The organism is Lysobacter soli (assembly GCF_009755585.1).
GTDB lineage: Bacteria > Pseudomonadota > Gammaproteobacteria > Xanthomonadales > Xanthomonadaceae > Lysobacter_J > Lysobacter_J soli.
Genome location: NZ_CP046603.1, coordinates 1,290,184 through 1,315,969 on the forward strand (window position 1 = coordinate 1,290,184; position 25,786 = coordinate 1,315,969).

General features: G+C 68.7%; 19 protein-coding genes. 4 read left to right on the forward strand and 15 right to left on the reverse strand.

What is annotated here, in order from left to right; translation table 11 throughout:
- Positions 1-24: 24 nt before the first annotated feature.
- From ispA to tilS, 3 genes are read right to left on the reverse strand one after another with little or no spacing between them, the layout of a single operon-like run.
- The gene (gene ispA / locus GOY17_RS05980; protein ID WP_157029685.1) at positions 25-900 is read right to left on the reverse strand and encodes a (2E,6E)-farnesyl diphosphate synthase; all 876 of its coding nucleotides are present in this window, start codon (positions 898-900) and stop codon (positions 25-27) included.
- Complete coding sequence (locus GOY17_RS05985) at positions 893-1,183, reverse strand: exodeoxyribonuclease VII small subunit (protein ID WP_157029686.1); 291 nt, start codon at positions 1,181-1,183, stop codon at positions 893-895. The genes ispA and GOY17_RS05985 overlap by 8 nt, the downstream gene beginning before the upstream one ends.
- Before the next feature lie 31 nt (positions 1,184-1,214).
- A complete protein-coding gene (gene tilS, locus GOY17_RS05990) occupies positions 1,215-2,534 on the reverse strand; it encodes a tRNA lysidine(34) synthetase TilS (RefSeq protein ID WP_157029687.1) in 1,320 nt (439 codons plus the stop codon).
- A gap of 112 nt (positions 2,535-2,646) precedes the next feature.
- On the opposite strand from tilS, the gene GOY17_RS05995 reads away from it, so the two are divergent.
- Complete coding sequence (locus GOY17_RS05995) at positions 2,647-3,708, forward strand: NADH:flavin oxidoreductase/NADH oxidase (protein WP_232338540.1); 1,062 nt, start codon at positions 2,647-2,649, stop codon at positions 3,706-3,708.
- A 295-nt stretch (positions 3,709-4,003) separates the two neighbouring features.
- On the opposite strand, the gene GOY17_RS06000 is transcribed toward GOY17_RS05995, so the two are convergent.
- Positions 4,004-4,963: an acetyl-CoA carboxylase carboxyltransferase subunit alpha gene (locus GOY17_RS06000; RefSeq protein ID WP_157029689.1), complete on the reverse strand. Its 960-nt coding sequence runs from the start codon at positions 4,961-4,963 to the stop codon at positions 4,004-4,006.
- Between the two features lie 180 nt (positions 4,964-5,143).
- Between GOY17_RS06000 and GOY17_RS06005 the strand changes: the two genes are divergently transcribed.
- Positions 5,144-7,600: a glycoside hydrolase family 31 protein gene (locus tag GOY17_RS06005; RefSeq protein WP_157029690.1), complete on the forward strand. Its 2,457-nt coding sequence runs from the start codon at positions 5,144-5,146 to the stop codon at positions 7,598-7,600.
- A 474-nt stretch (positions 7,601-8,074) separates the two neighbouring features.
- Here GOY17_RS06005 and dnaE read toward each other — a convergent pair whose 3' ends face one another.
- From dnaE to GOY17_RS06020, 3 genes are all read right to left on the reverse strand, one after another.
- Positions 8,075-11,653 (reverse strand): DNA polymerase III subunit alpha, encoded by a 3,579-nt coding sequence (gene dnaE, locus GOY17_RS06010; RefSeq protein WP_157029691.1) that lies wholly within the window; start codon positions 11,651-11,653, stop codon positions 8,075-8,077.
- 150 nt (positions 11,654-11,803) lie between these two features.
- On the reverse strand, positions 11,804-12,430 hold the full coding sequence (locus tag GOY17_RS06015; RefSeq protein ID WP_157029692.1) for a YkvA family protein: 627 nt from the start codon (positions 12,428-12,430) through the stop codon (positions 11,804-11,806).
- Positions 12,431-12,651: 221 nt separating this feature from the next.
- Entirely contained in the window at positions 12,652-13,290 is a 639-nt protein-coding gene (locus GOY17_RS06020) for a YkvA family protein (RefSeq protein WP_157029693.1), read from the reverse strand.
- A 141-nt stretch (positions 13,291-13,431) separates the two neighbouring features.
- Here GOY17_RS06020 and GOY17_RS06025 point away from each other — a divergent pair, with 141 nt between their 5' ends.
- Both GOY17_RS06025 and GOY17_RS06030 read left to right on the forward strand, forming a co-directional pair.
- Positions 13,432-15,678, forward strand: coding sequence for a tetratricopeptide repeat protein (locus tag GOY17_RS06025; RefSeq protein ID WP_157029694.1), 2,247 nt, complete (start codon positions 13,432-13,434; stop codon positions 15,676-15,678).
- Positions 15,679-15,731: 53 nt separating this feature from the next.
- Positions 15,732-16,196: a hypothetical protein gene (locus GOY17_RS06030; protein ID WP_157029695.1), complete on the forward strand. Its 465-nt coding sequence runs from the start codon at positions 15,732-15,734 to the stop codon at positions 16,194-16,196.
- On the opposite strand, the gene GOY17_RS06035 is transcribed toward GOY17_RS06030, so the two are convergent.
- From GOY17_RS06035 to GOY17_RS06070, 8 genes are all read right to left on the reverse strand, one after another.
- Positions 16,189-16,866 (reverse strand): ribonuclease HII, encoded by a 678-nt coding sequence (locus GOY17_RS06035; RefSeq protein WP_157029696.1) that lies wholly within the window; start codon positions 16,864-16,866, stop codon positions 16,189-16,191. The genes GOY17_RS06030 and GOY17_RS06035 overlap by 8 nt on opposite strands.
- Entirely contained in the window at positions 16,856-18,058 is a 1,203-nt protein-coding gene (lpxB, locus tag GOY17_RS06040) for a lipid-A-disaccharide synthase (protein WP_157029697.1), read from the reverse strand. Before lpxB ends, GOY17_RS06035 begins: the two co-directional genes overlap by 11 nt.
- 124 nt (positions 18,059-18,182) lie before the next feature.
- Entirely contained in the window at positions 18,183-18,968 is a 786-nt protein-coding gene (gene lpxA, locus GOY17_RS06045; RefSeq protein WP_157029698.1) for an acyl-ACP--UDP-N-acetylglucosamine O-acyltransferase, read from the reverse strand.
- A gap of 4 nt (positions 18,969-18,972) precedes the next feature.
- Entirely contained in the window at positions 18,973-19,428 is a 456-nt protein-coding gene (gene fabZ, locus GOY17_RS06050; RefSeq protein ID WP_115840837.1) for a 3-hydroxyacyl-ACP dehydratase FabZ, read from the reverse strand.
- Positions 19,429-19,579: 151 nt separating this feature from the next.
- On the reverse strand, positions 19,580-20,599 hold the full coding sequence (gene lpxD, locus GOY17_RS06055; protein ID WP_157029699.1) for a UDP-3-O-(3-hydroxymyristoyl)glucosamine N-acyltransferase: 1,020 nt from the start codon (positions 20,597-20,599) through the stop codon (positions 19,580-19,582).
- Positions 20,600-20,610: 11 nt separating this feature from the next.
- Entirely contained in the window at positions 20,611-23,097 is a 2,487-nt protein-coding gene (gene bamA / locus GOY17_RS06060; RefSeq protein ID WP_157029700.1) for an outer membrane protein assembly factor BamA, read from the reverse strand.
- Between the two features lie 86 nt (positions 23,098-23,183).
- Positions 23,184-24,548, reverse strand: a complete 1,365-nt coding sequence (rseP, locus tag GOY17_RS06065; protein ID WP_157029701.1) for an RIP metalloprotease RseP — start codon at positions 24,546-24,548, stop codon at positions 23,184-23,186.
- A 27-nt stretch (positions 24,549-24,575) separates the two neighbouring features.
- Positions 24,576-25,742, reverse strand: a complete 1,167-nt coding sequence (locus GOY17_RS06070; RefSeq protein ID WP_157029702.1) for a 1-deoxy-D-xylulose-5-phosphate reductoisomerase — start codon at positions 25,740-25,742, stop codon at positions 24,576-24,578.
- Between the last annotated feature and the right edge of the window lie 44 nt (positions 25,743-25,786).

A 25,786-nucleotide genomic window follows, 5' to 3' on the forward strand; every position in this document is an offset into this window, starting at 1 on the left:
CAAGCAAGCAACACAGCGAACCGCTCAGCGATCCCGCTCGATCGCCATCCGCCCCAGCGCCGCCAGCGCATTCGCACGCTCGCCGAGCGGCGACAGCGCGTCATCCATCGCGCGGCGCAACTCGTCCAGGCGTGCGCGCGATGCATCCAGTCCGATCAGCGCAGGGAACGTCGCCTTGTCCTGCGCCACGTCCTTGCCGGCGGTCTTGCCCAGCGTCGCGCTGTCGCCTTCGATGTCGAGGATATCGTCGCGTACCTGGAACGCGAGGCCGAGCGCGGCGGCATAACGATCCAGCGCGGCGAGTTCTTCGGCCGAGGCGCCGCCGCACAGCGCGCCCATGCGTACCGCGGCGCGGATCAGCGCGCCGGTCTTGAGCGAATGCAGTTCTTCCAGCGCATGCACCGACAGCGAGCTGCCATTGCCGGTCGCCGCAAGGTCCAGCGCCTGCCCGCCGCACATGCCGGCGGCGCCGGACGCGCGTGCGAGCGTGCGCAGCAGGGCCACGCGCGTCGTCGCCTCGACGTCGGCATCGGCCAGCACTTCGAAAGCGAGCGACTGCAGCGCATCGCCCGCGAGCACCGCCGTGGCTTCGTCGAAGGCGACATGCACCGTCGGCTGGCCGCGGCGCAGCGCGTCGTCGTCCATCGCGGGCAGGTCGTCGTGGACGAGGGAGTACGCGTGGATCAATTCGACCGCGACGGCCGGCGCGTCCAGCGTGTCCACCGACGCGCCGAAGGCCGAACCGGCCGCGTACACCAGCAGCGGCCGCATGCGCTTGCCGCCCAGCAGTACGGCGTGCCGCATCGCCGCGTGCAGGCGCTGCGGCGGCGAATGCGGGTCGGGCAGGGCACGTTGCAGCGCGGCGTCGGCGCGTTCGCGCCAGCGCGCAAGGTCAGACATCGCCGCGGTTCGACGAGCCGGCGTCCTGCGCGGAGAAGGGCTCGCCGGAAGCGGGATTCTGCGGGTCGCTGAGCAGGCGCACGCGCAGTTCGGCTTCTTCCAGCGCGCTCTGGCAGCGGCGGTACAGGCCGACGCCGCGCTCGTACGCGGCCAGCGAGTCTTCCAGGCTCATCTCGCCGTGTTCCATCTTCTCGACCAGCTGCTCGAGCGCGTCCAGGGACTGCTCGAAATCGCTCACCGGCGAAGTGGAAGGCGCGTCGTCTTGGGCGGGTGTACGGGGCATGCGGGAAGTTTGCGACCCGCCCCGGCGGGGGTCAATTGCCGTCGCGGGCGGTTGCGGCGTGCGTCTCGCCTTCGCGACGCCAGGCCAGCCGCGCACCACGCCCTCGGAGCCAGGCATCGAAGCCGGCCGAATGGACGAGGTCGCCTGCCGCGAGCAACTCGCCGGCGCCGTCGCTGAGCAGCGGCAGGCGCTCGCGCTCCCACGGCGGGATGCCGAGCTCCTGCAGCACCTGCTTGAGCGCATGCGAATGCGAGCGGCCCGCACGCATGAGGCGTTCGCCGCCCTTGCGCGCATGCACGCGCAGCGGTGTGTCGAAGCCGTCGGTGCCGTCGAGGGCCAGCACGTCGCCGTCGGGAAGCGCCAGCGGCGCGCGGCCGTCCCATTCGGCATGCCAGCCGGCCGGCAGCGGCGCTCTCGCCACGTCGGCGAAAAGCAGGTCGCGCCACGCGCGGACGACGGCGCCGTGCCACTGGAAGACCGGTTCGGCGTCATCGCGCGCGTCGAGGATCTCGCGTTCGATCCGCTCGATGCCGTTCGCCGGCAGCGCAGGCAAACCGAGCGCATCGATCCAGCGCCGCAGCACGCGCGCGCGGCGCGATTCCGGGAGCGCCAGCAGGCCCATCCGCGATAGACAACGCGGATCGCTCAGGCCGACGTTCGCGAGCGCCTGCGCGTCCTCGTCGTCGAGCAGCGCGTCGGCCTGTTCGCACAACGCGGCCGACCGCGCCAAGGCATCGGGCGCGTGCGGCCAGCGTTCGCGCAGCAGCGGCATCACGCGCGTGCGCAGGAAATTGCGGTCGAAGGCGGTATCGGCATTGCTGGGGTCCTCGATCCAGGCGAGCCCATGCGCGTGCGCGTAAGCGAGCAGTGCATCGCGATCGACATCGAGCAGCGGCCGCCACAGCCGGCCGCGCCCGACCGTTCGCCAGCGACGCATCGCCGCGAGGCCGTCGGGGCCGGACGCACGCAGGGCGCGTAGCAGGAAAGTCTCCGCCTGGTCGTCGCGATGGTGCGCGAGTGCGAGCACTTCATCGCTTGCGAGTGCGGAGGCGAACGCTGCATGGCGCGCGTCGCGCGCAGCCGCCTCGGGGCCAGCACCTGTCGCGGCGACCTTCACGCGGATGACCGTCAGCTCAACGCCGAGCGCGGCGCAGGCGGCTTCGCAATGCGTGCTCCAGCGGTCCGCGTCGGGGTGAAGCCCGTGGTGGACATGGATCGCACGCAGGCCATGCGCGGGGCGCGAGCTCGCCAGCAGGTGCAGCAGCACCGTGGAATCGAGCCCGCCGCTGCAGCCCACGCACAGTGGCGCCGCCGGAAGGTCGTGCAGGGCGTTGGCGGGCGCGGCGGGCATCGCGCGATGGTGCCATGGTTGTGGAATGCAGCAACCCATCGATGGGGCTGCATCGCGCGCCACGCCGTCGCACCATGCCTCCATCCCCCGTTTCGCCTTGCAGGAGTCCGTCGTGTCCCGGCTTTTCACCCCGTTCGAACAACGCGCGCTCACCTTGCGCAATCGCCTCGTGGTGGCGCCGATGTGCCAGTACTCCGCGGTCGACGGCGTGCCCAACGACTGGCACCTGGTGCACCTGGGCAGCCGCGCGGTGGGCGGCGCGGGCGCGATCATCGCCGAGGCCAGCGCGGTGTCGGCCGAAGGCCGCATTTCGCCCGCCGACACCGGACTGTGGAACGACCACCAGGCCGAAGCGTGGTCGCGCATCACGCGCTTCGTCGCGGCGCAGGGCACGGTGCCGGGCATCCAGCTCGCACATGCCGGCCGTAAGGCGAGCACGGCGCCGCCGTGGCTCGGCGGCATCGCCGTGACGCCCGACGACGGCGGTTGGACGCCGGTCGCGCCGAGCGCCGTGGCCTTCAGCGAAACCTCGCTGGTCCCGCGCGCGCTAAATGCGGGCGAGCTGCGCAACGTCGTCGACGATTTCGCCTGCGCCGCGTGGCGCGCGAAGGCGGCGGGATTCCAGATCGCCGAGATCCACGCGGCGCACGGCTACCTGCTGCACCAGTTCCTGTCGCCGCTATCGAACCATCGCACCGACGAGTACGGCGGTTCGTTCGACAACCGCATCCGCCTGCTGCTGGAAGTGGTCGATGCCGTGCGCAAGGTGTGGCCGGAGCGCCTGCCGCTATGGCTGCGCGTGTCGGCAACGGACTGGATCGAGGGCGGCTGGGACATCGAGGAAAGCGTCGAACTGGCGCGCATCGTGAAGGATCGCGGCATCGATCTGATCGACGTGTCCACCGGCGGCCTCGCGCCCGGCGCGAAGATCCCGCTGCATGCGGGCTACCAGGTGCCGTTCGCGACGCGCATCCGCAAGGAAGCGGGCATCGCGACCGGCGCAGTGGGGTTGATCACGAAATCCGATCACGCCGAAACCATCGTCGAGGAGGGCGATGCGGACGTGGTGCTCATCGCGCGCGAACTGCTGCGCGATCCGTATTTCCCGCGCCGTGCGGCGAAGGAGCTGTCCGGCGAACTGCACGGGCCGGAGCAGTATTTGCGGGCGTGGTGAGTGGGCTGGCGCGATTGGCCCTCCGCTCGCGAAGCAGCTTGGAAAAGCGTCATCCCGGCGAAAGCCGGGACCTAGGCCCGTAGCTTGAGGGCACTCCGTCGACGGTAAACCGCGCTAACCGTCATTCCAGCGAACGCTGGAATCCATTTTGATCTTCCGGCATCCAGAAGCAGGTCGAGTGCACTGCGAGCGCCAGCGCGTCGCACGTCCCGACCCTCACCCCAACCCCTCTCCCGCAGGGAGAGGGGCTCAAAACCGAGGGCAATCAGCTCGAAACCGAGGGCAATCAGCAGGCTTACGCCGCCTCGTACGCCCCGTAGCTGCGCAGGCGCTGGTAGCGGCGCTCGAGCAGATCCTCGACCGGCAGCGACTCGAGCATGTCGAGTTCGTTCATCAGCACGGCCTTCAGGCGCGTGGCCATCTGCTTCGGATTGCGGTGCGCGCCGCCGATGGGCTCGCGCACGATCTTGTCGACCAGGCCCAGGCCTAGCAGGCGCTTGGCGGTGAGACCCAGCTGTTCGGCGGCGTCCTTCGCCTTGGCGGCGTCCTTCCACAGGATCGACGCGCAACCTTCCGGCGAGATCACCGAATACGTGCTGTATTCCAGCATCAGCGTGCGATCGCCGACGCCGATGGCGAGCGCGCCGCCGGAGCCGCCTTCGCCGATCACGGTGCAGATCACCGGGACCTTCAGCTCGCTCATTTCCAGCAGGTTGCGGGCGATGGCCTCGGACTGGCCGCGCTCTTCCGCGCCCACGCCCGGGTAGGCGCCCGGGGTGTCGATGAAGGTGAGGATCGGCAGGCGGAAACGTTCGGCCAGCTTCATCAGACGCAGCGCCTTGCGGTAGCCCTCCGGGCGCGGCATGCCGAAATTGCGCTTGATCTTGCTCTTGGTGTCGCGGCCCTTCTGGTGGCCGATGATCACCACGCTGCGCCCGTTGATGCGGCCGAGGCCGCCGACGATGGCGGCGTCGTCGGCGAACGCGCGATCGCCGGCGAGTTCCTGGAACTCGTCGCACATCACGCGGATGTAGTCGTTGGTGTACGGGCGCGCCGGGTGGCGGGCCAGCTGCGAGACCTGCCAAGGCGAGAGGTCGCGGAAGATCTGGGCAGTGCGGATGCGCAGCTTGTCCTGCAGCGCATGCACTTCGGCGTCCACGTCCACCGCCGGGGCGTTGCTGGCGTGGCGCAGTTCCTGGATCTTGGCTTCCAGGTCGGCGATGGGCTGCTCGAAGTCGAGGTAGTTCGGATTCATGCTCGGGCCGGTGGCCGGAAAGTGGGACAGTCTAGCCGAGGCCGGGTGACCGTACCGAGAGGTGTGTTGCCAGTATGGAGCCCGGGCGAAAACCGCCCTGCGACCATTGAAAACGTCTTCATCGGGCCGTCCCGCGACCCGCATGCTTGAATCCGACCTCGGGTTCGAGGGGAGACACGGATGAAGGCGATGTCCTGGGCGCTGGCAGTCGCGCTCGTGTTCGCGGTGGCGGGACAGGCCCATGCCGGCGGTTGGCGTCACCTGGGCGATGCCGGCCGCATCGAACGCCGCGCCGACGGCGTCGTCGTCCATAGCGGTCCAGCGCGCCTGCAGGTCAGCGTCCATGCCGACGGCGTGTTCCGAGTCCGCCTCGCACCGGATGGAAAGGCCGACGGCGACGCCTCCTGGGCCGTGGTGCAGGCCGCCGAACCGGCGAAGGTGACGATCGATGAAACCCGCGACGCCGTTCGCGTGCGTGCGAACGGCATGGTGGCCGTCGTCCATCGCTCGCCGTTGCGCGTGGATTTCGTCGATGACGCCGGTCGCGCGCTGCTCGCCGACGACGCGTCGCTGCCGATGGCGTGGCTGCCCGGCGAGCACGGCACGCGCGTGCGTGTGTGGAAGTCGATGCCGGCCGACGAGCACTACTACGGCCTCGGCGACAAGGCCGGACCGCTGGATCGACGCGGTCGCGCGTTCGCGATGTGGAACAGCGAATCGTACGGATGGCAGGGCACGACCGATCCGCTGTACAAGTCGATCCCGTTCTTCATCGGCCTGCGCGGCGGCGTCGCGTACGGCGTGTTCTTCGACAACGTGCATCGCAGCAGCTTCGATTTCGGCAAGGAATCGGACGGCACGCTGTCCTTCGGTGCCGAAGACGGGCCGCTGGATTACTACTTCATCGCCGGCCCGCAGCCCGCGCAGGTCATCGAGCGCTACACCGCGCTGACCGGCCGCACGCCGCTGCCGCCGCTGTGGACGCTGGGATTCCAGCAGTCGCGCTATACCTATCACCCCGAATCGAAGGTGCGCGAGATCGCCAAGCAGCTGCGCGACCATCGCATCCCCAGCGATGCGATCTACCTCGACATCGACTACCAGAAGGGCTACGCGCCGTTCACCGTCGACCGCGCGCAATTCCCGACCTTCGAGAAGATGATCGCCGACCTGCGCAAGGACGGACTGCGCACGGTGCTCATCACCGACCTGCACATCAAGCACGATCCCGACAACGGCTACGCGGCGTTCGATTCGGGCATGCGGAGCGACGCGTTCATCCGCAATCCCGACGGCTCGCTCTACATCGGCGAAGTGTGGCCGGGCGATTCGGTGTTCCCGGATTTCACGCTGACGCGCGTGCGCGACTGGTGGGGCGGGCTCTATCGCGATTTCGCCGCGATGGGCGCCGCCGGTTACTGGAACGACATGAACGAGCCGTCGGTCTTCAACGTGCCCGGCAACACGATGTCGCTCGATGCCGTGCACCGCATGGACGATGGCACCACGCGCGACCACCGCGCGATCCACAACGTCTACGGCATGCTCAATGCGCGCGCGACCTACGAGGGCCTATTGAAGCTGCAGCCGACGCAGCGCCCGTTCGTGCTCACGCGCGCGGCATACGCGGGCGCGCAGCGTTACGCGGCAACGTGGACCGGCGACAACACCGCGAGCTGGTTCCACCTCGCGCAGAGCACGCCGAACCTGTTGAGCCTGGGGCTGTCGGGCATGGCGATGTCGGGCGACGACATCGGCGGTTTCATCGGCTCGCCGCCGCCGGACCTGCTGACGCGCTGGTTCCAGCTGGGCGCGTTCAATCCCGTGTTCCGCAACCACGCCGCGACCGACACGCGCCCGCACGAAGCATGGGTGGACGGGCCGAAACACGAAGCGCTGCGCCGGGAGGCCATCGAACTGCGCTATCGCCTGATGCCTTACCTCTACACGGCGGCGGAAGAGAACGCGCGCACGGGCATGCCGATCATGCGACCGGTGTTCCTGCGTTGGCCCGATGCCGAAGCCTTCTACGGCAACGACCGCGATTTCCTCTTCGGCGGCGATCTGTTCGTCGCGCCGGTGGTGGACGAACGGCTGGATGGGCATCCGGTGTCGCTGCCGCCGGGTGGATGGTACGCGTTCGGTACATCGGAGCGATACGTGGCTGCGAAAACGCCGATGAAGCTCGATCCGCGTCCGTCGGGAACGCCGTTGTATGCGCGCGCGGGCGCGATCGTGCCGATGCACGCGCTGGTGCAGCACACGGGCGAAACGCCGAAGGGCCCGCTGGAGCTACAGGTGTATCTGCCGGATGCGGGTTCGTCCGAATGTCGCGGTTCGCTTTATCAGGATGACGGCGAGAGCTTCGCGTATCGCGAAGGGAAGTTCCTTCGCGTGGGCTATACATGCGAGGTTGCTGGGGCGTCGACGACGTTGAGCGCGCATGTGGAGCACAGCGGGTTCGCGCCGTGGTGGAAGGCGGTGCGCGTGACGATGTTCGGCGTGACGCAGCGACCTGCTTCGGTGCGCGTGGACGGTGCTGCAGTGGCTGGCTGGAAGTACGACGCCGCCGCGAAGACGTTGACGTTGGATGTTGTCGACGCGGTTCGTGACTGGAAGGTGGAAGTGGTGCGTTGACGTCTGCGTACGCGCTTCTCCTTTCAACCGTCATCCCGGCGAAAGCCGCGATCCAGGCCGATAGCGGATCAGCGCACTTGCATCGTCAACGCGCGATCGCGCCGGGCAGACGAAACAGCGCAGCGTTTCACTGCAACGATGGTTCAACGCCGCAGCTCCGTTGCCCTCACCCCAACCCCTCTCCCGATGGGGGAGGGGCTTTACCCGTCAGCCAACCCGATCCCGTCATCCCGGCGAAAGCCGGGACCCAGGCCGATAGCGGGTCAGCGCACTTGCATCGTCATTCCAGCGGAAGCTGGAATCCATCTTGATCTGCGCGACATGAGTCAGAAGAGCGACACCGCGGCGCTTCCCTGCAGCGGTGTTTCGACGTCGCCGCTTCGTTGCCCCTCACCCCAACCCCTCTCCCGCAGGGAGAGGGGCTAATGCACCGCATCTCCCCTGGAAGGTGGACTCAGAAGCGAAAGGCTTCGATCAATTCGCCCAGGGCTTCGACAGCGCGAGCTTCACCGCGCGTACGCCCGGCGTGGCGCGCAGGCGTGCGGCGAGTTCGGCGTCGGCGCGGATCGACTGCGTACCGTTGAGGTCGAGCGAGCCGGCGGCGCCGCGTCTCACCAGCAGGTCCATGCGGATCGGGGTGGAACCGGGGCGGAACGACGACAGCAGCGCGTCCACGCGCTGCATCGTGCCCGGCTCGCGCAGGTCCAGGCGCAGCATCAGGCGCTGCGCGTGCTTCTCGCAGATCTGCTCGAAACTCCAGCAACGCGAGGCACGCAGCGCGAAGCCGCCACTGAAGCTGTCCTCGCGCAGGCCGCCCTGGATCACCAGCAGGCGGTCGCGCACCAGCAATTGCGCGAACTCGCTGTAGCTCTCGTTGAAGAACGCGCATTCCAGGCGGCCGCGACCGTCCTCGATCTGCACGAACATCTGGCTGTCGCCCTTCTTGCGCAGGCCGACGACGAGGCCGGCGACGATCGTCTCGACTTCCTGGCGCCAGCTGCCGCGTTGTTCGGGGCGGTTTTCCCAGATCTTCTCCAGGCCGCTGAGGTCGTTGCCGATCAGGCCACGAACCTCGTCGCGATACGGATCGAACGGATGGCCACTGAGGTAATGCCCGAGCGTTTCGCGCTCGCCGTGCAGGATCTGCGTCAGCGGCCACTCGTCGGTTTCGGGCAGGTCCAGATGCAGCGCCGGCGCCGCCGTTTCGAAGCCGCCGAACAACGATACCTGGCCGGCTTCGCGCTCCTTCGCCAGCTGGTCGGTGGCCTTGAGCACTTCCGGCAACTGCAGCATGAGGCTCGCGCGGTTCTTGCCGAGCTTGTCGAGCGCGCCGGCGTACGTCAGCGCTTCGAGCGCGCGGCGGTTGAGCTTGCCGCTGTCCACGCGCTTGCAGAAATCCAGCAGGTCGGCGAACTCGCCCGCACGACGTGCTTCGACGATCGCCTCGCACGCGCCGCGGCCGACGCCCTTCACCGCGCCCAGGCCGTAGCGGATCGTGGTGGCGTCCTTCGCCTCGAACATGTACGCCGACGCGTCCACGTCGGGCGGCAGCACCGTCAGGCCCATCACGCGGCATTCGTCGAGGAAGCTGGTGACCTTCTCGGTGTTGTCCATGTCCGAGGAGAGCACCGCGGCCATGAATTCGGCCGGGTAGTGCACCTTCAGCCACGCGGTCTGGTAGGCCACCAGCGCGTACGCCGCCGAGTGCGACTTGTTGAAGCCGTACTCGGCGAACTTCTCCATCAGGTCGAAGATCGGCGTGGCGGTCTTCGGCGGGATGCCGCGCTCGGCGCAACCGGCTTCGAACTTGGCGCGTTCCTTCGCCATCTCCTCGGGCTTCTTCTTGCCCATCGCGCGACGCAGCATGTCGGCGCCGCCGAGCGTGTAGCCCGCCAGCACCTGCGCGATCTGCATCACCTGTTCCTGGTACACGATGACGCCGTAGGTCGGCGACAGCACCGGCTCCAGCGATTCGTGCGGGTAGGTGACCTCGGTGTTCCCGTGCTTGCGATCGACCCATTCGCGATCCATCCCCGAGCCCAGCGGGCCGGGACGGAACAGCGCGGCGAGCGCGATGATGTCTTCGAACGTGTCGGGCCTGGCGCGCTTGAGCAGCTCGCGCATGCCGCGGGATTCGAACTGGAACACCGCCACCGTGTCGCCACGTGCGAACAGCTCGTAGCTGAGCTTGTCGTCCAGCGGCAGCGACGTGATGTCGAACTGCGGCGTGGGCGCGTCCTTGAACGTGTAGTGCATCGCCGGGCCGGCATCGATGCCCTTGGCCGCGGCGTCGGCCAGGCGCTTGTTGATCGCCTTCACCGCCCAGTCGATGATCGTCAGCGTACGCAGGCCGAGGAAGTCGAACTTCACCAGGCCGACCGCTTCGACGTCGTCCTTGTCGAACTGCGTGACCGGATTGCGCCCGCGGCCCTCGCCGTCGTGTTCGGCGAACAGCGGGCAGAAGTCGGACAACGGGCTCGGCGCGATCACCACGCCGCCGGCGTGCTTGCCGGCGTTGCGCGTGAGGTCTTCCAGGCTGCGCGCCAGGTCCATCAGGTCGCGCACGTCTTCTTCGGCGTGGTAACGCTGGATGAGGTCGGACGAGGCGAGCGTCGGATCCTGCTTCGACGCCTCCGACTCGCCCATCGCATCGTCCAGGCCGATGCCGAGCGTGTTCGGAATGAGCTTCGCGATGCCGTCGACGAAGCCGTACGGATGGCCGAGCACGCGGCCGGTGTCGCGCACCACGGCCTTCGCGGCCATGGTGCCGTAGGTGATGATCTGCGAGACGCGGTCGCGCCCGTACTTGCGCGCGACGTAGTCGATGACCTCGTCGCGACGGTCCATGCAGAAGTCGATGTCGAAGTCGGGCATCGACACGCGTTCGGGGTTGAGGAACCGCTCGAACAGCAGGTCGTACGGCAGCGGGTCCAGGTCGGTGATGCCCAGCGCCCACGCGACGAGCGAACCGGCACCCGAACCGCGGCCCGGGCCGACGGGAATGTCGTGGTCCTTCGCCCAGTTGATGAAGTCCGCCACGATCAGGAAGTAGCCGGGGAACCCCATCTTGATGATGACGTCCAGCTCGACGTCCAGGCGCGCTTCGTAGTCCTCACGCGTCTTGCCCGGCGCGAGCGGATTCTTCTGCAGCCGCTTGTCCAGGCCCTCCCGCGCGGTGCCGCGCAGCCAGCTTTCGATGGTGTGTTCGCTCGGCACCGGGAAGGCCGGCAGCGCGTACTCGCCGAGCTTCATCTCGACGTTGCAGCGCGTGGCGAGCGCGAACGCGTTGTCGATCGCATCGGGGACGTCGGAGAACAGCGCCTGCATCTCCTCCGACGATTTCAGGAACTGCTCGGCGCTGTAGTCCTTCGGGCGCTTGGGATCGTCCAGCACGCGGCCCGAGGCGATGCACACGCGCGCTTCGTGCGCGTCGAAGCCTTCGGCATCGAGGAAGCGCACGTCGTTGCTGGCGATCACCGGCAGCGAACGCTTGCTGGACGCGTGCAGCGCGAAGGCGTTGAACGCGTCCTCGCCTTCACGCCCGGTGCGGGTGAGTTCCAGGTGCAGCCGCTCGCCGAACACGCCGCGCCAGTCCATCAGCCAGGCTTCGGCGAGTTCGTGGCGGTTGCTCGTCGCAAGCCGACCGGCGAGGCTCTGGCGGCCGGCGAGGGCGAACAGGCCGCCGTTGTCCTCGCGCAGCCATTCGGGGCGAAGCGCGACGCCGTCGGTGCGATGGCCTTCCATCCACGCGCGCGTCAGCAGGCGCGAGAGCGTGAGGTAGCCGGCGCGGTCGCGGCACAGCAACGTCATGCGCGAGGCGATCTCGTTGCCGTCGGCCAGGCCGACGTCGGCGCCGATGATCGGCTTCAGGCCCGCACCTTCGGCGGCCTTGTAGAACTTGACCGCGGCGAAGAGGTTGTCGAGGTCCGTCAGCGCGACCGCAGGCTGCGAAAGCGCGACGCAGCGCTTGACCAGCTCGCCGATCCGGATCGTCGAGTCGGCGAGCGAGTATTCGCTGTGGAGATGGAGATGGACGAAAGGGACTGCAGGCATGCTGGCGGCAGGTTAGCAGCCCCGGCGCGCGCTGCGCAGACTTGAAATCGCGCGGGAGCCGATCCCGGCGGCCGGGACCCCGGACGATGCAAAAACCGCGCGCTGTCGGGGCTTGCGAGGGCCGGCACGGGTCGGCCCCATCCCCGTCGGTCAGGCCACCCGGAACAAACCGCGCGGCAGATTCCACGGCGCGTAGTGCTGCTCGCGCACCCACATCGCGTGCTGCCACAGCGCCACCTCGTTGAGGCGTTCGCGCACCCATGCCGCGCGGCGTTCGTCGGCGGCGCCGTCGGGATGGTTCACGTCGCGATAGGCGATGAAATCGCGGTAGTCCTCGGCTTCATCGGCGAAGGCCGGCCACGCCAGCTCGATCAGCAGCACGTCGTCGAGTTGGCCCAGCACCGGGATGCGGTCGGCGATGAGGTCATCCTCGCGATCGATGTACGACAGCAGCTTGCCGATGCGCGCATGCGTGGCTTCGTCGCCATCCCAGTCCTCGTCGTCGAGGAGCGCGCGCAGTTCGCGCACGCGTTCGAGGCGGCTTTCGATGACCTCGCGCGCCTGCTGCGTCGGCAGTTTCAGCAGCCACGCGGCGAGCTGCTCGAGCCGGTCGGTGTCCACGCGCGGTGCATCGGCGTGGATCTCGTGGAGGAGCTGGTCGAACTGGACGACCGCCGCGTCGTTGAGCTCGATCGCGGCGGCGGTCTCGCGCGCGCCCATGCCGCTGTACATGTGGTCGAAGGGCAGCGGCTGCGCGGTCGGGGTGGGATGGAACATGCGCATGGCACACCTCGCTCGCCGGCCAGGCCGGACCCGCGCCGCGGCCGGCAACGTCGCGCGGGCCGTCCCGCCATGGGCGGGATGCGCCTCGATGATGCGCCGGATGGGGCGGGCTGTCAGGGCGGACGTCCGCGGATTTCGAACGCGGGCGCATTCAGCCGACGAAGCGCGGGGGAGGCCGCCTTGCGGCGGCCTCCGGCGTGGCCCGCGGTTCCCGGTCAGTGCACGCGGAAGATCGGGGAGCTCTCGGGCAGGAAGCTGCTTTCGCGGATCTGCTTCTCGTACTGGGCGAGGACGGCTTCCTCGTAGCGCACTTCCTCCCAGTCGGCCCGCGAGAAGGCGTAGCCGGCCGGGCTGCGGTCGCGCTGGTGCGCTTCGCGGCTGCGGACGCGCACGTAGTCGAGGTAGTCGTCGACTTCGCCGGCCAGCTTCGGCCAGGCGGTCTCGACGACGATCGCGTCGTCCAGCCGGCCGACCTGCGGCATCCAGTCCGGGATGAGGTCGTCGCGGCTGCGGGCGTAGTCGACGATCGCCGCGGCGGTCTCGACCGCGTCGTTCGCCGGCTGCCACTGGCGGTCGGCCAGGAGCTGCTCGACGGCGGCGATCCAGCGCAGGCGCTGGCGGATGCACGGCGGCGCGGCGTCGGTCGGGCCGGGGCGGCTGAGTTCGCGACCGGCGGACGCGAGCTGGTCGGTCTCCAGCGCGTGGCCACCGACGCGGGCCAGCAGGACGTTGAAGCGGTCCACTTCGGCCGAGTTGAGCTGGAAGCCGTTGATGCAGCGGCGGCGGGTCGGGCCGTCGAACGGGGTCAGCAGGATCTGCGGAAGCGGGTTGGCGATGGAGAACAGGACGTTCATGGCGGGACTCCGGGGGAGGGTGGCACCGAACTTTCCGGCGCCGGGTCAGGCTCCACCGACGCCCGCCATGAGTCATGATGGCCGGGCGCGCCTTTCCACATCGTCCGCTCCGGATGATGAGGGAACCATGAGGTTTTCCCGATGACCCCCCACGGGAGTGCAGGCCAAGGCGGGCCGAACGGCGAACGGTATCGATTCGGCGACATCGTCGTCGATGCGGCCGCGCACACCCTGTCGCGTGGCGGGACCGAGCAGACGGTCGAGCCGAAGGCGTTTTCGGTGCTGCTGATCCTGCTCCGCCATGCGGGCGAACTGGTCGGGCGCGACGACCTGCTCGACCAGGTCTGGGGCCATCGCCATGTCACGCCGGGCGTGTTGACCCGGGTGATCGCCCAGTTGCGCCACGCCCTGGCCGACGACTCGCAGCATCCGCGCTACATCCAGACCCAGCACGCGCTGGGCTACCGGTTCATCGGGCAGCTCTACGGGGCAGACGCCTTACCGCCCACCACGGACGAACCACGGCACGAGGACGAAGTGGCCGTGTTCCGCCACACCGTCCCCGAGGCGCTCGCCGTTGCGGCGAACGAGGCCGTCGCGCCGATTCCCGAGCCGGCACCGTTCGCCGCCCCCGTGCCTCACAACGACGGCGGCTTCGCTACGCGCCGCAAGGCGTCCGACCAGCGCCGCTGGTGGCTGGCCATCGCCGCGCTGCTGGCGATCGCCGCCGGTGGCTACTGGTTCGGGCAGCGCGACCCGGCGGCGCCGGCGCCCAGCGCCGCATCCGTGGCGGTGCTGCCGTTCACGAGCCTCAGCGAGGCGCGCGACGAGGACTACTTCGCCGAAGGACTCGGCGTGGAGATGGTCGACGCGCTCGCCGGCGTTCCGGGCCTGAAGGTCGTCGCGGCGCCGGATTCCGCCAGCCGCGGCGAGGCCGACGTGAAGCGGCTGGGCGCGCAGCTCGGCGTGGCGACCGTGCTGGGCGCGAGCGTGCGCCGCGAGGGCTCGCGCGTGCGGGTCAGCGCGAGGCTGGCCGATGCGCGCACGGGTTTCACGTTGTGGGCCCATAGCTACGATCGGGAAACCGGCGACGTGTTTGCGTTGCAGAGCGACATCGCAGGCGAAGTGGTGCAGGCGCTCATCGACGTGCTGCCGTCGGGCGAGATCGAAGCCGCGCGCCAGACATTGGCACGGCGTTTGACGCCGACCCGCAGCGTCGCCGCGTACGACGCGTATTTGAAGGGCGAACAGCGCATGCGCGAACAGGCCGGCGGCGACGAGCGCGGCGCGGCCAGCGCAATCAACTTCTATCGCGGCGCGCTGGCGATCGACCCCAGCTTCGCGCGCGCGCAGGCGGGCATCTGCCAGGCGGAGATCACGCGCTTCGAGGATGCGCGCGACAGTGCCGCCTTCGCGCGCGCGCAATCGGCATGCGAACAGGCGACGAAGATGGATCCCTCGTTGCGCGAAGTGAGCCTCGCGATGGGCGACCTCCATCGCACGCAGGGCAACGCGACCGAAGCGATCGGCTACTACGAGCGTGCCGCGTCCGATCCGGCGCTGCGTGCGCACGCGTACCTCGGCCTGGCTGCCGTCGCGAGCGCGCGCGGGCAGGAGAAGGACGCGATGGCGTATTTCGAACGCGCACGCGAACTGGCCCCGCGCGACCCACGGGTCGCTCAGAAGCGCGGCTACCACCTGATGGTCAACGGGGACTTTCCTGGCGCGATCGCCTCCTATCGCGAAGCACTGGAATACGCGCCCGACGACGCGGATCTCTGGTCGAGCCTGGGTGGCCTGTATGCGATCAGCGGCGACGCGGCGCAGGCGAGCGATGCCTACGAGCGCTCGCTGCAGATCAAGCCCAGCTACGAAGCGCTCAGCAACCTGGGCACGGTGAAATTCGACCAGGGCGCGTACGAGCAGGCGGCCGCGTTGTATCGGCATGCGAGCGAGATCGATCCCAGCGACTTCCGCCTGTGGGGAAACCTGGGCGATGCGCTCACTGCGAGCGGGAGCACGGCCATGCAGACCCGCACGCAATACGAGCAGGCCGCGACCCTGGGCCGACGCTACCTGGAGCTGAAGTCCGACGATGCGCAGAGTCTCGCGCTCGTGGCGTGGTACAGCGCGAACCTCGATCGCGCCGACGAAGCACGCGCCTTGCAGGCCAAGGCCGAAGCGCTCGGCACCGAACGCGGCGAGGTCGCGCTGCTCGGCGCCCAGACGATGGCGCGATTGGGCGACGCGCCCGCCGCGCGCCAGCACGTCGATTTCGCACTCAAGCACGGCATTCCGCAGCAGCGCATCGATGCCTCGCCGTTACTGCGAGCCTTGACCGCGAAGGTCGATCCGCAATCCAGACGCGAAACCGGTACGGCGCAGTAGCCGTCCGTCGTCCCCGCCCGCTCCCCCCGGGCGCCATTCCAAGGAGAAGAACAATGAAAACGATCCCGTCCGCGATGGCGGTCGCCGCCGTCGCTGCGCTCACGTTCGTTGCCGGATGCAGCACGGGCAAGGCGATGCAGGCATCAGTGGCCGCGGCACGGATGCCTGCGGCCGACGGCGAGGCCTGCCCAAACAGGAACAACGGGACGAAAGGACCGATGACGGTATACGTCGACGTTCAATACGCGCCAGACGGCACGCCGTCGGCCGTACCGAACGAATGTTACATAGACAGCGGCGCGACCATCGTCTGGCGCGACCCGGTCGATCGCACGACCGCGTTCAACCTGGTCTTCTCCGACAAGACCACGGGAAGGGAACTCGCACAGCTCAAGGCTGCCAGCGTCGCAAGGCGCTACAAGCTGTCGGCCACCATCAGCGGCGAACCCGGACAGCAGTTCAAGTACGGCATCCAGGCCAACGGCAAGACCGTCGACCCCGCCGTCATCATCAAGTAGCCGCTGCCAGCGGCAACTCGTCGGTCAGCGCGGGCTCGGCCTCGCCGCGGCACGCCGCCTGCACCGGCGCGAAGCTGCGCCGGTGTTCCGGACACGGGCCGTGTTCCCGCAGCGCCGACAGGTGTACCGGCGTGCTGTAGCCCTTGTGCTGGTCGAAGCGGTAGAGCGGGAAGCGCTCGTGCAGGGACTGCATGTAGCGGTCGCGCGATACCTTCGCGAGGATCGATGCGGCCATGATCGAACGATCGCGCGCGTCGCCGTTCACCCAGGCTTCCGCGGCGCACGGCAGGCCGCGTGGCAGCGCGTTGCCGTCGATGCGCACCACGTCCACGCGATGGTGGAGGCACGCGATCGAACGGCTCATGCCGGCCATCGTCGCGTGGTAGATGTTGAGACGGTCGATTTCCTCGTGCGTCACGAACTCGATGTGCCACGCGAGCGCGCGTTCGATGATGCGCTCGTACAACACTTCGCGACGTTGCGCGGTGAGTTGCTTCGAATCGTCGAGCCCATTGATCGGCGTGCGACCGGGCGCGAACACGACGGCCGCGACGACGACGGGCCCGGCCAGCGGACCACGCCCGGCCTCGTCCACGCCGGCCACGCGCGGCGGTGCGCCGCCGTCGCGTGCGGGAAGTCCCAGAGCGAGCTGCGAACCGTCAGGCGACATGGCGGGCTCCGATCAATTCGGCCACCGCGTCGGCGGCGCGCGCGGAGGCGTCCTGCCGCAATTGCAGGTGGAGTTCGCGGAAACGCGGTTCGAGCGCCGCGCTTGCGGACGGATCGCGCAGGAACGGCGCGACCGCAGCGGCGAGGTTGTCGGGCGTGCAGTCCTGCTGCATCAGTTCCGGCACGACCGGCTCGCCGGCGAGCACGTTCGGCAGCGAGTAGTGCGCGACCTTCAACAGGCCGAGGCCCTTCACCAGCGTGTAGGTGAGCGGCGCGACCTTGTAGGCGACGACCATCGGGCGCTTGGCGAGCATGGCTTCCAGCGTCGCGGTGCCCGAGGCGAGCAGGATCGCGTCGCTGGCGATCATCAGCGTGCGCGCCTGCCCGTTGAGCACGCGCAGCGCTGCGCTCAGCGCGACGCTGTCCGGATGCGCGGCGAGCACGCGCTGGAACGCCGCGCGCGCGTGTTCGTTCGCCATGGGCACGACGACCTGCAACGTCGGATCCTGCGCGAGCAGCTTCGACGCGGCGGAAAGAAAGTCCGGGCCGAGCCGTTCGATCTCGCCCACGCGCGAACCCGGCAACAGTGCGAGCACAGGACGCGTAGCATCCAGACCGAGCCGGCGACGCGCGGTGTCGCGGTCCGGTTCCAGCGGCATCTCGTCGGCGAGCGGATGGCCGACGAAACGCGCATCGATGCTGTGGCGCGCGTAGATCGGCGGTTCCATCGGGAACAGGCACAGCACGCGATCCGCGCTGCGGCCGATCTTCTCCGCACGCTTCTCGCGCCAGGCCCACACCGACGGGCTCACGTAATGCACGGTGCGTATTCCGCGCTCGCGAAGCCAGCGCTCGACGCCGAGGTTGAAGTCGGGTGCGTCGATGCCGATGAAGACGTCGGGCTTCCAAGCGAGCAGGCGTTCGCGGAACTCGCGACGAAGACGTAGCAGGCGCGGGAGGTGGCGAAGCACTTCGGCCAAGCCCATCACCGCCAGTTCCGAGGCGTCGAACCAGCTGTCCAGCCCGGCCGCGCGCATCTGGTCGCCGCCGATGCCGGCAAACTCGGCGTTGGGAAAGCGCTTGCGCAGTTCGGCGACGAGCCCGGCGCCGAGCAGGTCGCCCGAGGCTTCGCCCGCGCACAGTGCGATGCGCAGGGGGCGGTCGGCGGGGGCGGGGAATTCGGAGCGGTTCAAGGCAGGCGGTGTTCGGCGGGCGCGCCCGGATGATAGCCCGGGGGCGTCGCGGCGTCCGGCGAGGTGGCGCGTTCAGCGGCAAAGCGGTGGAGCGGCATGCGCCCCACGGATCCAGAATCGCGGATCAACGCAGCAGCGGCCGCTCGCTGCTTTCGATGAACGCCAGGAAGGCGCGCGCATCCTCGCTGTCGGCCGCCAGTTCCGCGAGCTTCGCGCGCGCGTCTTCCAGCGAGCCGCCGGACATGTACACGGCCCGGTAAGCGCGCTTGATCGCACTGATGCGGTCGGCGTCGAAACCGCGACGCTTCAGCCCTTCGCTGTTGATGCCGCGCGGACGGCCGTAGCCGTCCTGCGCGATCATCAAAAACGGCGGGACGTCGCCATTCACCAGCGCGCCCATGCCGATGAACGCATGCGCACCGATGCGGCAGAACTGATGCACGCCGGCGAAGCCCGACATGATCACGTGGTCGCCGATGGTGACGTGGCCGGCGAGCGTGGCGTTGTTCGAGAACACACAGCTGTTGCCGATAATGCAGTCGTGCGCGACGTGCGTGTACGCGAGGAACCAGTTGTCGTGGCCGATGCGCGTGATGCCGCCGCCGGTGCCGGTGCCGCGGTTGATCGTGGTGAATTCGCGGAACAGGTTGCGGTCGCCGATTTCGAGCTCGACGCGCTCGCCGTGGTACTTCTTGTCCTGCGGCTCGCCGCCGATGGCGCAGTGCCCGATGAAGCGGTTCTCGCGGCCGATGCGGGTAGGGCCGTGCACGCTGCAATGCGGGCCGAAGATCGTGCCGTCGCCGACTTCGACCTCGGCGCCGATGTAGCAGAACGCGCCGACTTCCACGCCGTCGCCCAGTCGGGCACCGGCTTCGACGACGGCACTGGGATGGATGCGCGGCGCGGTCATGGCCTCAACCCTTGGCTTCGGCGCAGACGACTTCGGCGCAGGCGACCTGCTCGCCGTTGACGCTGGCGATGCCGGTGTAGATCGCGACGTTGCGGATCACGCGCTTGAGCGAGACCTCGAGGTCCAGGCGATCGCCCGGCACGACCATCTTCGAGAACTTCGCGTTGTCGATCTTCACCAGGTAGAACAGGCGGCCGTCGGCCGTGCTGCCGTTGGACAGCTGCGTGAGCACGCCGCCGGCCTGCGCCAGCGCTTCGACCACCAGCACGCCGGGCATCACCGGATGGCCCGGGAAATGGCCTTGGAAGAAGGGCTCGTTGGCGGTGACGTTCTTGTACGCCAGGACGCGCTTGTTCGGCTCGAACTCGACCACGCGGTCGACCAGCAGGAACGGATAGCGGTGCGGCAGCAGCTTCTGGATCTCGACGACGTCGAGCGGGAGTTGCACGTTGTGGCTCATGGTGATCCTTGACAGCGCATCCCGCGCATCGATGGCCGCGCCTCGTGCGCGACGTCCGGTGCCGGCCGTGCCGGCTTTTTCGTGAGGGCCGAATCGTACCGCGACTGGTGCGCGGACGCCCGGACGGACCGGTACGGCGCGTGGCGAGCGGTCAGTCGGCCGTGCCGCGACCGCCGATGCGGCGGGCGAGGGCGTCCAGCTGCTTGAAGCGCGCGGCGTTCTTGCGCCAGCTGCGGTTGTCCATCAGCGGCGTGCCGGAGGAGTACTCGCCCGGCTCGCGGATCGAACTGGTGACCAGGCTCATCGCCGTGACGACGACCTTGTCGCAGATTTCCAGGTGACCCACCACGCCCGCGGCGCCGCCGATCAGGCAGTAGCGGCCGATGCGCGCGCTGCCGGCCACCGCGGCGCAGCCGGCAATGGCGGTATGCGCGCCGATGACGACGTTGTGGCCGATCTGGATCAGGTTATCCAGGCGCACGTCTTCTTCCAGCACCGTGTCCTCGATCGCGCCGCGGTCGATGCAGGTGTTGGCGCCGATCTCGCAGTCGTCGCCGACGGTCACGCCGCCGAGCTGCGGCACGTTGAGCCAGCGGCCGGCTTCCATCGCCAGACCGAAGCCCGCGGCGCCGAGCACGGCACCGGGATGGATCGTGACGCGCTGGCCGAGTCGAACGCGCGCAACGAGCGTGACGCGTGCGACGAGTTCGCTGCCGGCGCCGACGACGCAGTCCTCGCCGATCACGCAGCCCGGACCGACGATCGCGCCGGCGTCCACGCGGCTGCGCGCGCCGATGCTGACGAACGGGCCGACGTGCGCGGACGGATCGACGCTGGCCGACGGATCGACCACGGCCGATGCGTGCACGCCTGCATCGCGCACGGGGCGCGGTTCGAACAGGGCGGAAATCTTGGCGAATGCAGCGTAGGGATCGCGCGCGATCAGTGCGGTGCGGTCGTAACCGGCCGCGTCGTCCTCGCGCATGACGACGATGCCAGCCTGGCTCTGCGCCAACTGGCTGCGGTACTTCGGATTGGCGAGGAACGCCAGCTGCGAGGCGCCGGCGCGCGCGAGCGTGCCGACGCCATCCACGCCCACGGCGCCATCGCCGTGGAGGCGCAGGCCGTAACGCTGCGCCAGTTCGTCGGCCGTGTACGCGACGGACGCCATCGGCGGTGCCGTCAGAACGTACCGCCGAAGGTGAACTGCAGGCGCTCCAGCTCGTCGCCCTCGGTGACGATGTTGCCGTTGGCGTCGTACACGGTGTCCTGCTTCTTGATCGGGAACGCGTAGCTGATCGAGATCGGACCCATCGGCGAGCGCCACATCAGCGCGATACCCGTCGACATGCGCAGGTCGCCCGCATCGAAGGCGTCGTAGTCCTTGTAGACGTTGCCGACGTCGAAGAACGCCGAGACGCGCGCGGCCGGCGTGTCGAGCAGGGTCGGGAAGTACATTTCCAGCGAGCCCACCGTCTTGAACGCGCCACCGATCGGCTGCAGGTAATTCGGGTTGCCAGCCGGAGCGTCGCGCGGACCCAGCGTGTTGTCGGTGAAGCCGCGCACCGAGCGCACGCCACCGGCGTAGAAGTTCTCGAAGAACGGCAATCCGCTGGCCGTGATGGTGCGGATGAAGTCGTCATCGCCCTCCACGCAGCTGTAGTTGCCCGCGGTGCGGCACAGGTTGCGCGTCTTGTCGTTGCCGTAGCTGTCGCCGTAACCGAGTTCGGCGCGCGTGTTGAGCACGAAGTGGCGCGACAGCGGCCAGAACTTGGAGATGTTGTAGTTGAGCTTGTAGTACTCGGCGGTCGAGCCGGGCAGCGTGGTTTCCAGCCACACGCGCTGCTGCATGCCGCGCGTCGGTGTCAGGAAGCTGTCCAGCGAATTGCGGCCCCAGCCCACTTCCGCGCGCCAGGCGTGGAAGGTCTGGCGATCCATCGCGAGCACGTAGTCCACGATGCTCGCCGGCGTGGAGCCCGGGAAGACGAGGATCTCGTTCGTGTCCACGCCCAGCATCGCCGTGACCGTGTCGGTCTCGGTGATCGGCAGGCCGAACACCGCCTGCGCGGCGCCGGAGTTGGTCGAGTACTGCGCGGTGTTGAAGTCGGAGTAGTCGAGCTCGCGCCACCACAGGTTGTAGCCCAGCGACAGACCGTTGTCGGTGAAGTACGGGTTGCGGAACGAGAAGTCGTAGCGCTGCATGTAGTCGTTGCGCTGCGCCTGCACCGACACCTGGTTGCCGCTGCCCAGGAAGTTGGTCTGCGACAGCTGCACCTGCGCGGTCAGGCCCGACAGCTGCGAGAAGCCCAGGCCGAACACGAAGCTGCCCGACGTGGTTTCCTTGAGGTTGTAGACGACATCGACCTGATCGTTGGTGCCCGGCACCGGCACGGTCTCGACGTCGACGCTTTCGAAGTAGCCCAGCTGCTGCAGGCGGATCTTCGAGCGGTCGATCGCGGCCTGCGAATACCAGGAACCTTCGAACTGGCGCATTTCGCGACGGATCACTTCGTCGCTGGTGCGGCTGTTGCCCTTGTAGGTGAGGCGGCGCACGTTGACGCGCGGGCCCGGCACCACCTGCATGTTGATGCCGACGGTCTTGTTCTCGCGGTTCACGTCCGGGATCGGATTGACCTGCGCGAACGCGTAGCCGACGTTGCTGAGCGTGTTGACGATCGCGTCGGAGCTGATTTCCAGCAGGCGGCGCGAGAAGATCTGGTCGGGCTTGACCAGCACCAGGCGCTCGATCTGCTCCTTCGGCAGGATCGTGTCGCCGGTGACCTGCACGCTGGCGACCTTGTACTGCTCGCCCTCGGTGATGCCGGCGGTGAGGAACATGTCCTGGCGGTCGGGGCTGATCGAGACCTGCGTGGAGTCCACGCTGAAGTCCACGTAGCCACGGTCCAGGTACCAGGAGTTGAGCTTCTCGAGGTCGCCGGAGAGCTTCTCGCGCGAGTACTGGTCGTCGCGGCGGTACCAGCTCAGCCAGTTGTGCTCCTTCGACTCCCAGCTGTCGAGGATGTCCTTCTCTTCGAACTTCTCGTTGCCGATCAGGTTGACGTGGCGGATCTTGGCCGCCTTGCCTTCCTTGACGGTGATCGTGATGTCGACGCGATTGCGGTCCAGGCGCGAGACCGTCGGATTGATCTCGACGTTGTACTTGCCGCGGTTGTTGTACTGGCGCGTCAGTTCCTGCGTCACGCGATCGAGCGCGAGGCGGTCGAAGGTGTCGCCTTCCGACAGGCCGGCTTCCTTCAGGCCTTTGAGCAGGTCTTCGCTCTTGATGTCCTTGTTGCCCGTCAGCGTGAGCTTGTTGATCGCGGGGCGCTCGGTCACGGTGACCACGAGGATGTCGCCCTGGCGGCCGACGTTGACGTCCTCGAAGAAGCCGGTCTTGTAGAGCGAGCGGATCGCTTCGCCGACGCGCGAGGCGTCGATCGTGTCGCCGCGCTCGATCGGCAGGTAGGTGAACACCGTACCGGCGGAGATGCGCTGCAGACCGTCGATGCGGATGTCGCTGACGGTGAACGTACCGACGGACGCGGTCGACTGCGGCGAGCCTGCCAGGGCGAACGGATCGGCCGACTGTGCCAGGGCAGGCAGGGCGGTCGAACCCATCGCCGCGATCAGGGCGAGGGCGAGCAGGCGGCGGGGCGGCGTTGGCGTCATTGATACGTCCGGTTGAGGGTCGTGTTGGCCCGGGGCCGGGCGTCGGTTCGAGGCGAAAGCGGATCGGCGCAGGCAGGTGTCCGGCATCAGCGCACCAGGTTGTTCATGATGTCGTTGTAGAACGCCAGGCCCATCAGGCCGGCGATCAGCGCCAGGCCCACGTACTGTCCGGCGGCCATCGCCCGTTCGCTGACCGGGCTGCCCTTGACCAGCTCGATAAGGTAATACAGCAGGTGACCGCCGTCCAAGATCGGGATCGGCAGCAGGTTCAGGATGCCCAGGCTGAGCGAAAGCATCGCCAGCATCTGCAGGAACCACGCCGCACCGTTCTGGGCGGACATGTTCGCGGCACGCGCGATGGTGATCGGGCCTGCGACGGTGTTCTGCACCGACACGCGCCCGGTGAAGGCGCGGCCGATCATCGCGAACAATTCCTGCGTCTGGTGGACGCTCTCGCGGAACGCGGCGGGGATGGCGGCGATGGGGCCGTAGCGCAGCACGGCATCCTTTGCCGGTTCGGGTGGCATCGCCGCGGCGACACCCAGTCCCCAGTACTCCTGGCCCGTCTGCGCGTGCTTCATGCGCGCCGGCGCGATCTCCAGCGCGAGGCGATCGCCCTTGCGCTCGACTTCGATCATCGCCGGACCGCCATGCTCGCCGAGCGCCTGCACCCGCGGGCCGATGTCGTCCCATGCCGTGACGGGCTGACCGTCGATCGCGGTGATGCGGTCGCCTTCGGCGAGCACGCCCCACGCGGGCGTGTCCGGCGCGACGCGGCCCACCAGGGGCGGCACCAGCATGTAGCGCGGCGTCAGGCCCATCACCTCGACCGCGCGGCGCTCGTCGAACGTCGCAGGAAGGTTGGACAGATGCAGTTCGCGCGTGGCTTCGCTGCCCGAGTCGGTTCGCACGCGCACCGTCGTGTCGGCGTGGTCGAGCGCGGCCGGAATCAGCGCCATCACCGCCTCGCTCCACGTCGGTGTCTGGCGGTCGCCCACGGCGAGGATCGTGTCGCCCTGGCGCAGGCCGGCCGACGCCGCGATGCCGGTGGCGTGACCGACGACGGGCGCGTAGTCGGCGCGGCCGACCACGAACATCGCCCAGAACAACGCCACGCACAGGATGAGGTTGGCGATCGGGCCAGCGGCCACGATGGCGATGCGCTTCCACACCGGCTGCCGGTTGAACGCCTGCGGCTGCAGCGCGGGCGGCACGGTGAACTCGCGCTCGTCGAGCATCTTGACGTAGCCGCCGAGCGGGATCGCCGCGATCACGTATTCGGTGCCGTCCTTGCCACGACGCATCCACAGGGGCTTGCCGAAGCCGACCGAGAAGCGCAGCACCTTGACGCCGCTGCGTCGCGCGGTCCAGTAGTGCCCGAACTCGTGAAAGGTCACGAGCACGCCGATCGCGACGATCAACCACCAGATGGAGCCGAGGAACTCACTCATGGCGATGCGGGCTCAGGCCGGAGGTGGTCATGCGCAGGCGGCGACGGCCTGTGCGGCATGGCGTCGTGCCTGTGCATCGGCATCGCGCAGGGCCGCCAGCGACGTCGCCGGGGTGGAAGGGAGCGCGGCGAGGGTGTCCTCGACCAGCGCGGGTATCGCTAGGAAACCGATGCGGCGCTGAAGAAATGCTGAAACGGCCACTTCGTTGGCGGCATTGAGGACGGCCGGCGCGGTGCCGCCCGCCAGAAGCGCCTCGAACGCCAGACGAAGACAAGGGAAGGCGTCCAGGTCCGGCGGCTCGAAGTCGAGCCGGCCGTGCGCGAGCATGTCCAGGCCCGACACGCCCGACTCGATGCGTTCGGGCCAGCCAAACCCGACCGCCAAGGCGGTACGCATGTCCGGCAGGCCGAGCTGGGCGAGCGTGGAACCGTCGACGAATTCCACGAGCGAATGCACCAGGCTCTGCGGGTGCACCAGCACCTCGATGCGGTCGCCGTCGACGCCGAACAGGTGGTGCGCCTCGATGACCTCCAGCCCCTTGTTCATCAGGGTGGCGGAGTCGACCGAGATCTTCGGGCCCATCGACCATTTGGGATGGGCCACGGCCTGCTCCGGCGTGACCTCGCCGAGGTCCTCGCGACGACGGCCGCGGAACGGGCCGCCCGACGCGGTCAGCAGGATGCGACGCAGCCCGGCATGCGCATGCGCGTCGGGCAGGCACTGGAAGATCGCGTTGTGTTCGCTGTCCACCGGAACGATCGTCGCGCCACCGGCGTGCGCGGCCTGCATCAGCAATTCGCCCGCGAGCACGAGCGATTCCTTGTTCGCCAGCAGGATGCGTTTGCCCGCGCGCGCGGCGGCGAGCGTCGACGGAAGCCCGGCGGCGCCGACGATGGCCGCAACGACGGTGTCGCATTCGTCGCTCGCGACCAGGTGTTCCAGCGCGTCGTCGCCGCAATGGGCGCGCGTCGACAGCCCGGAGTCGCGCAAGCCGTCGCGCAATGTCGCGAAGGCGGCCTCGTCGGCGATGACGGCGTGATCGGGACGATGGCGGCGGCACAGCTCGACGAGCGCGGCCGCATTGCTGCCGGCGGCGAGCACGCACGCGCGCAGGCGCTCGGGATGGCGCGAGATCACGTCCAGCGCGGACGTGCCGATCGAACCGGTGGCACCCAGGACGGCGACGCGGCGCATGTCAGTGCACGCCCATCGGAAGATCGCGATCGTCGGAAGCGGGA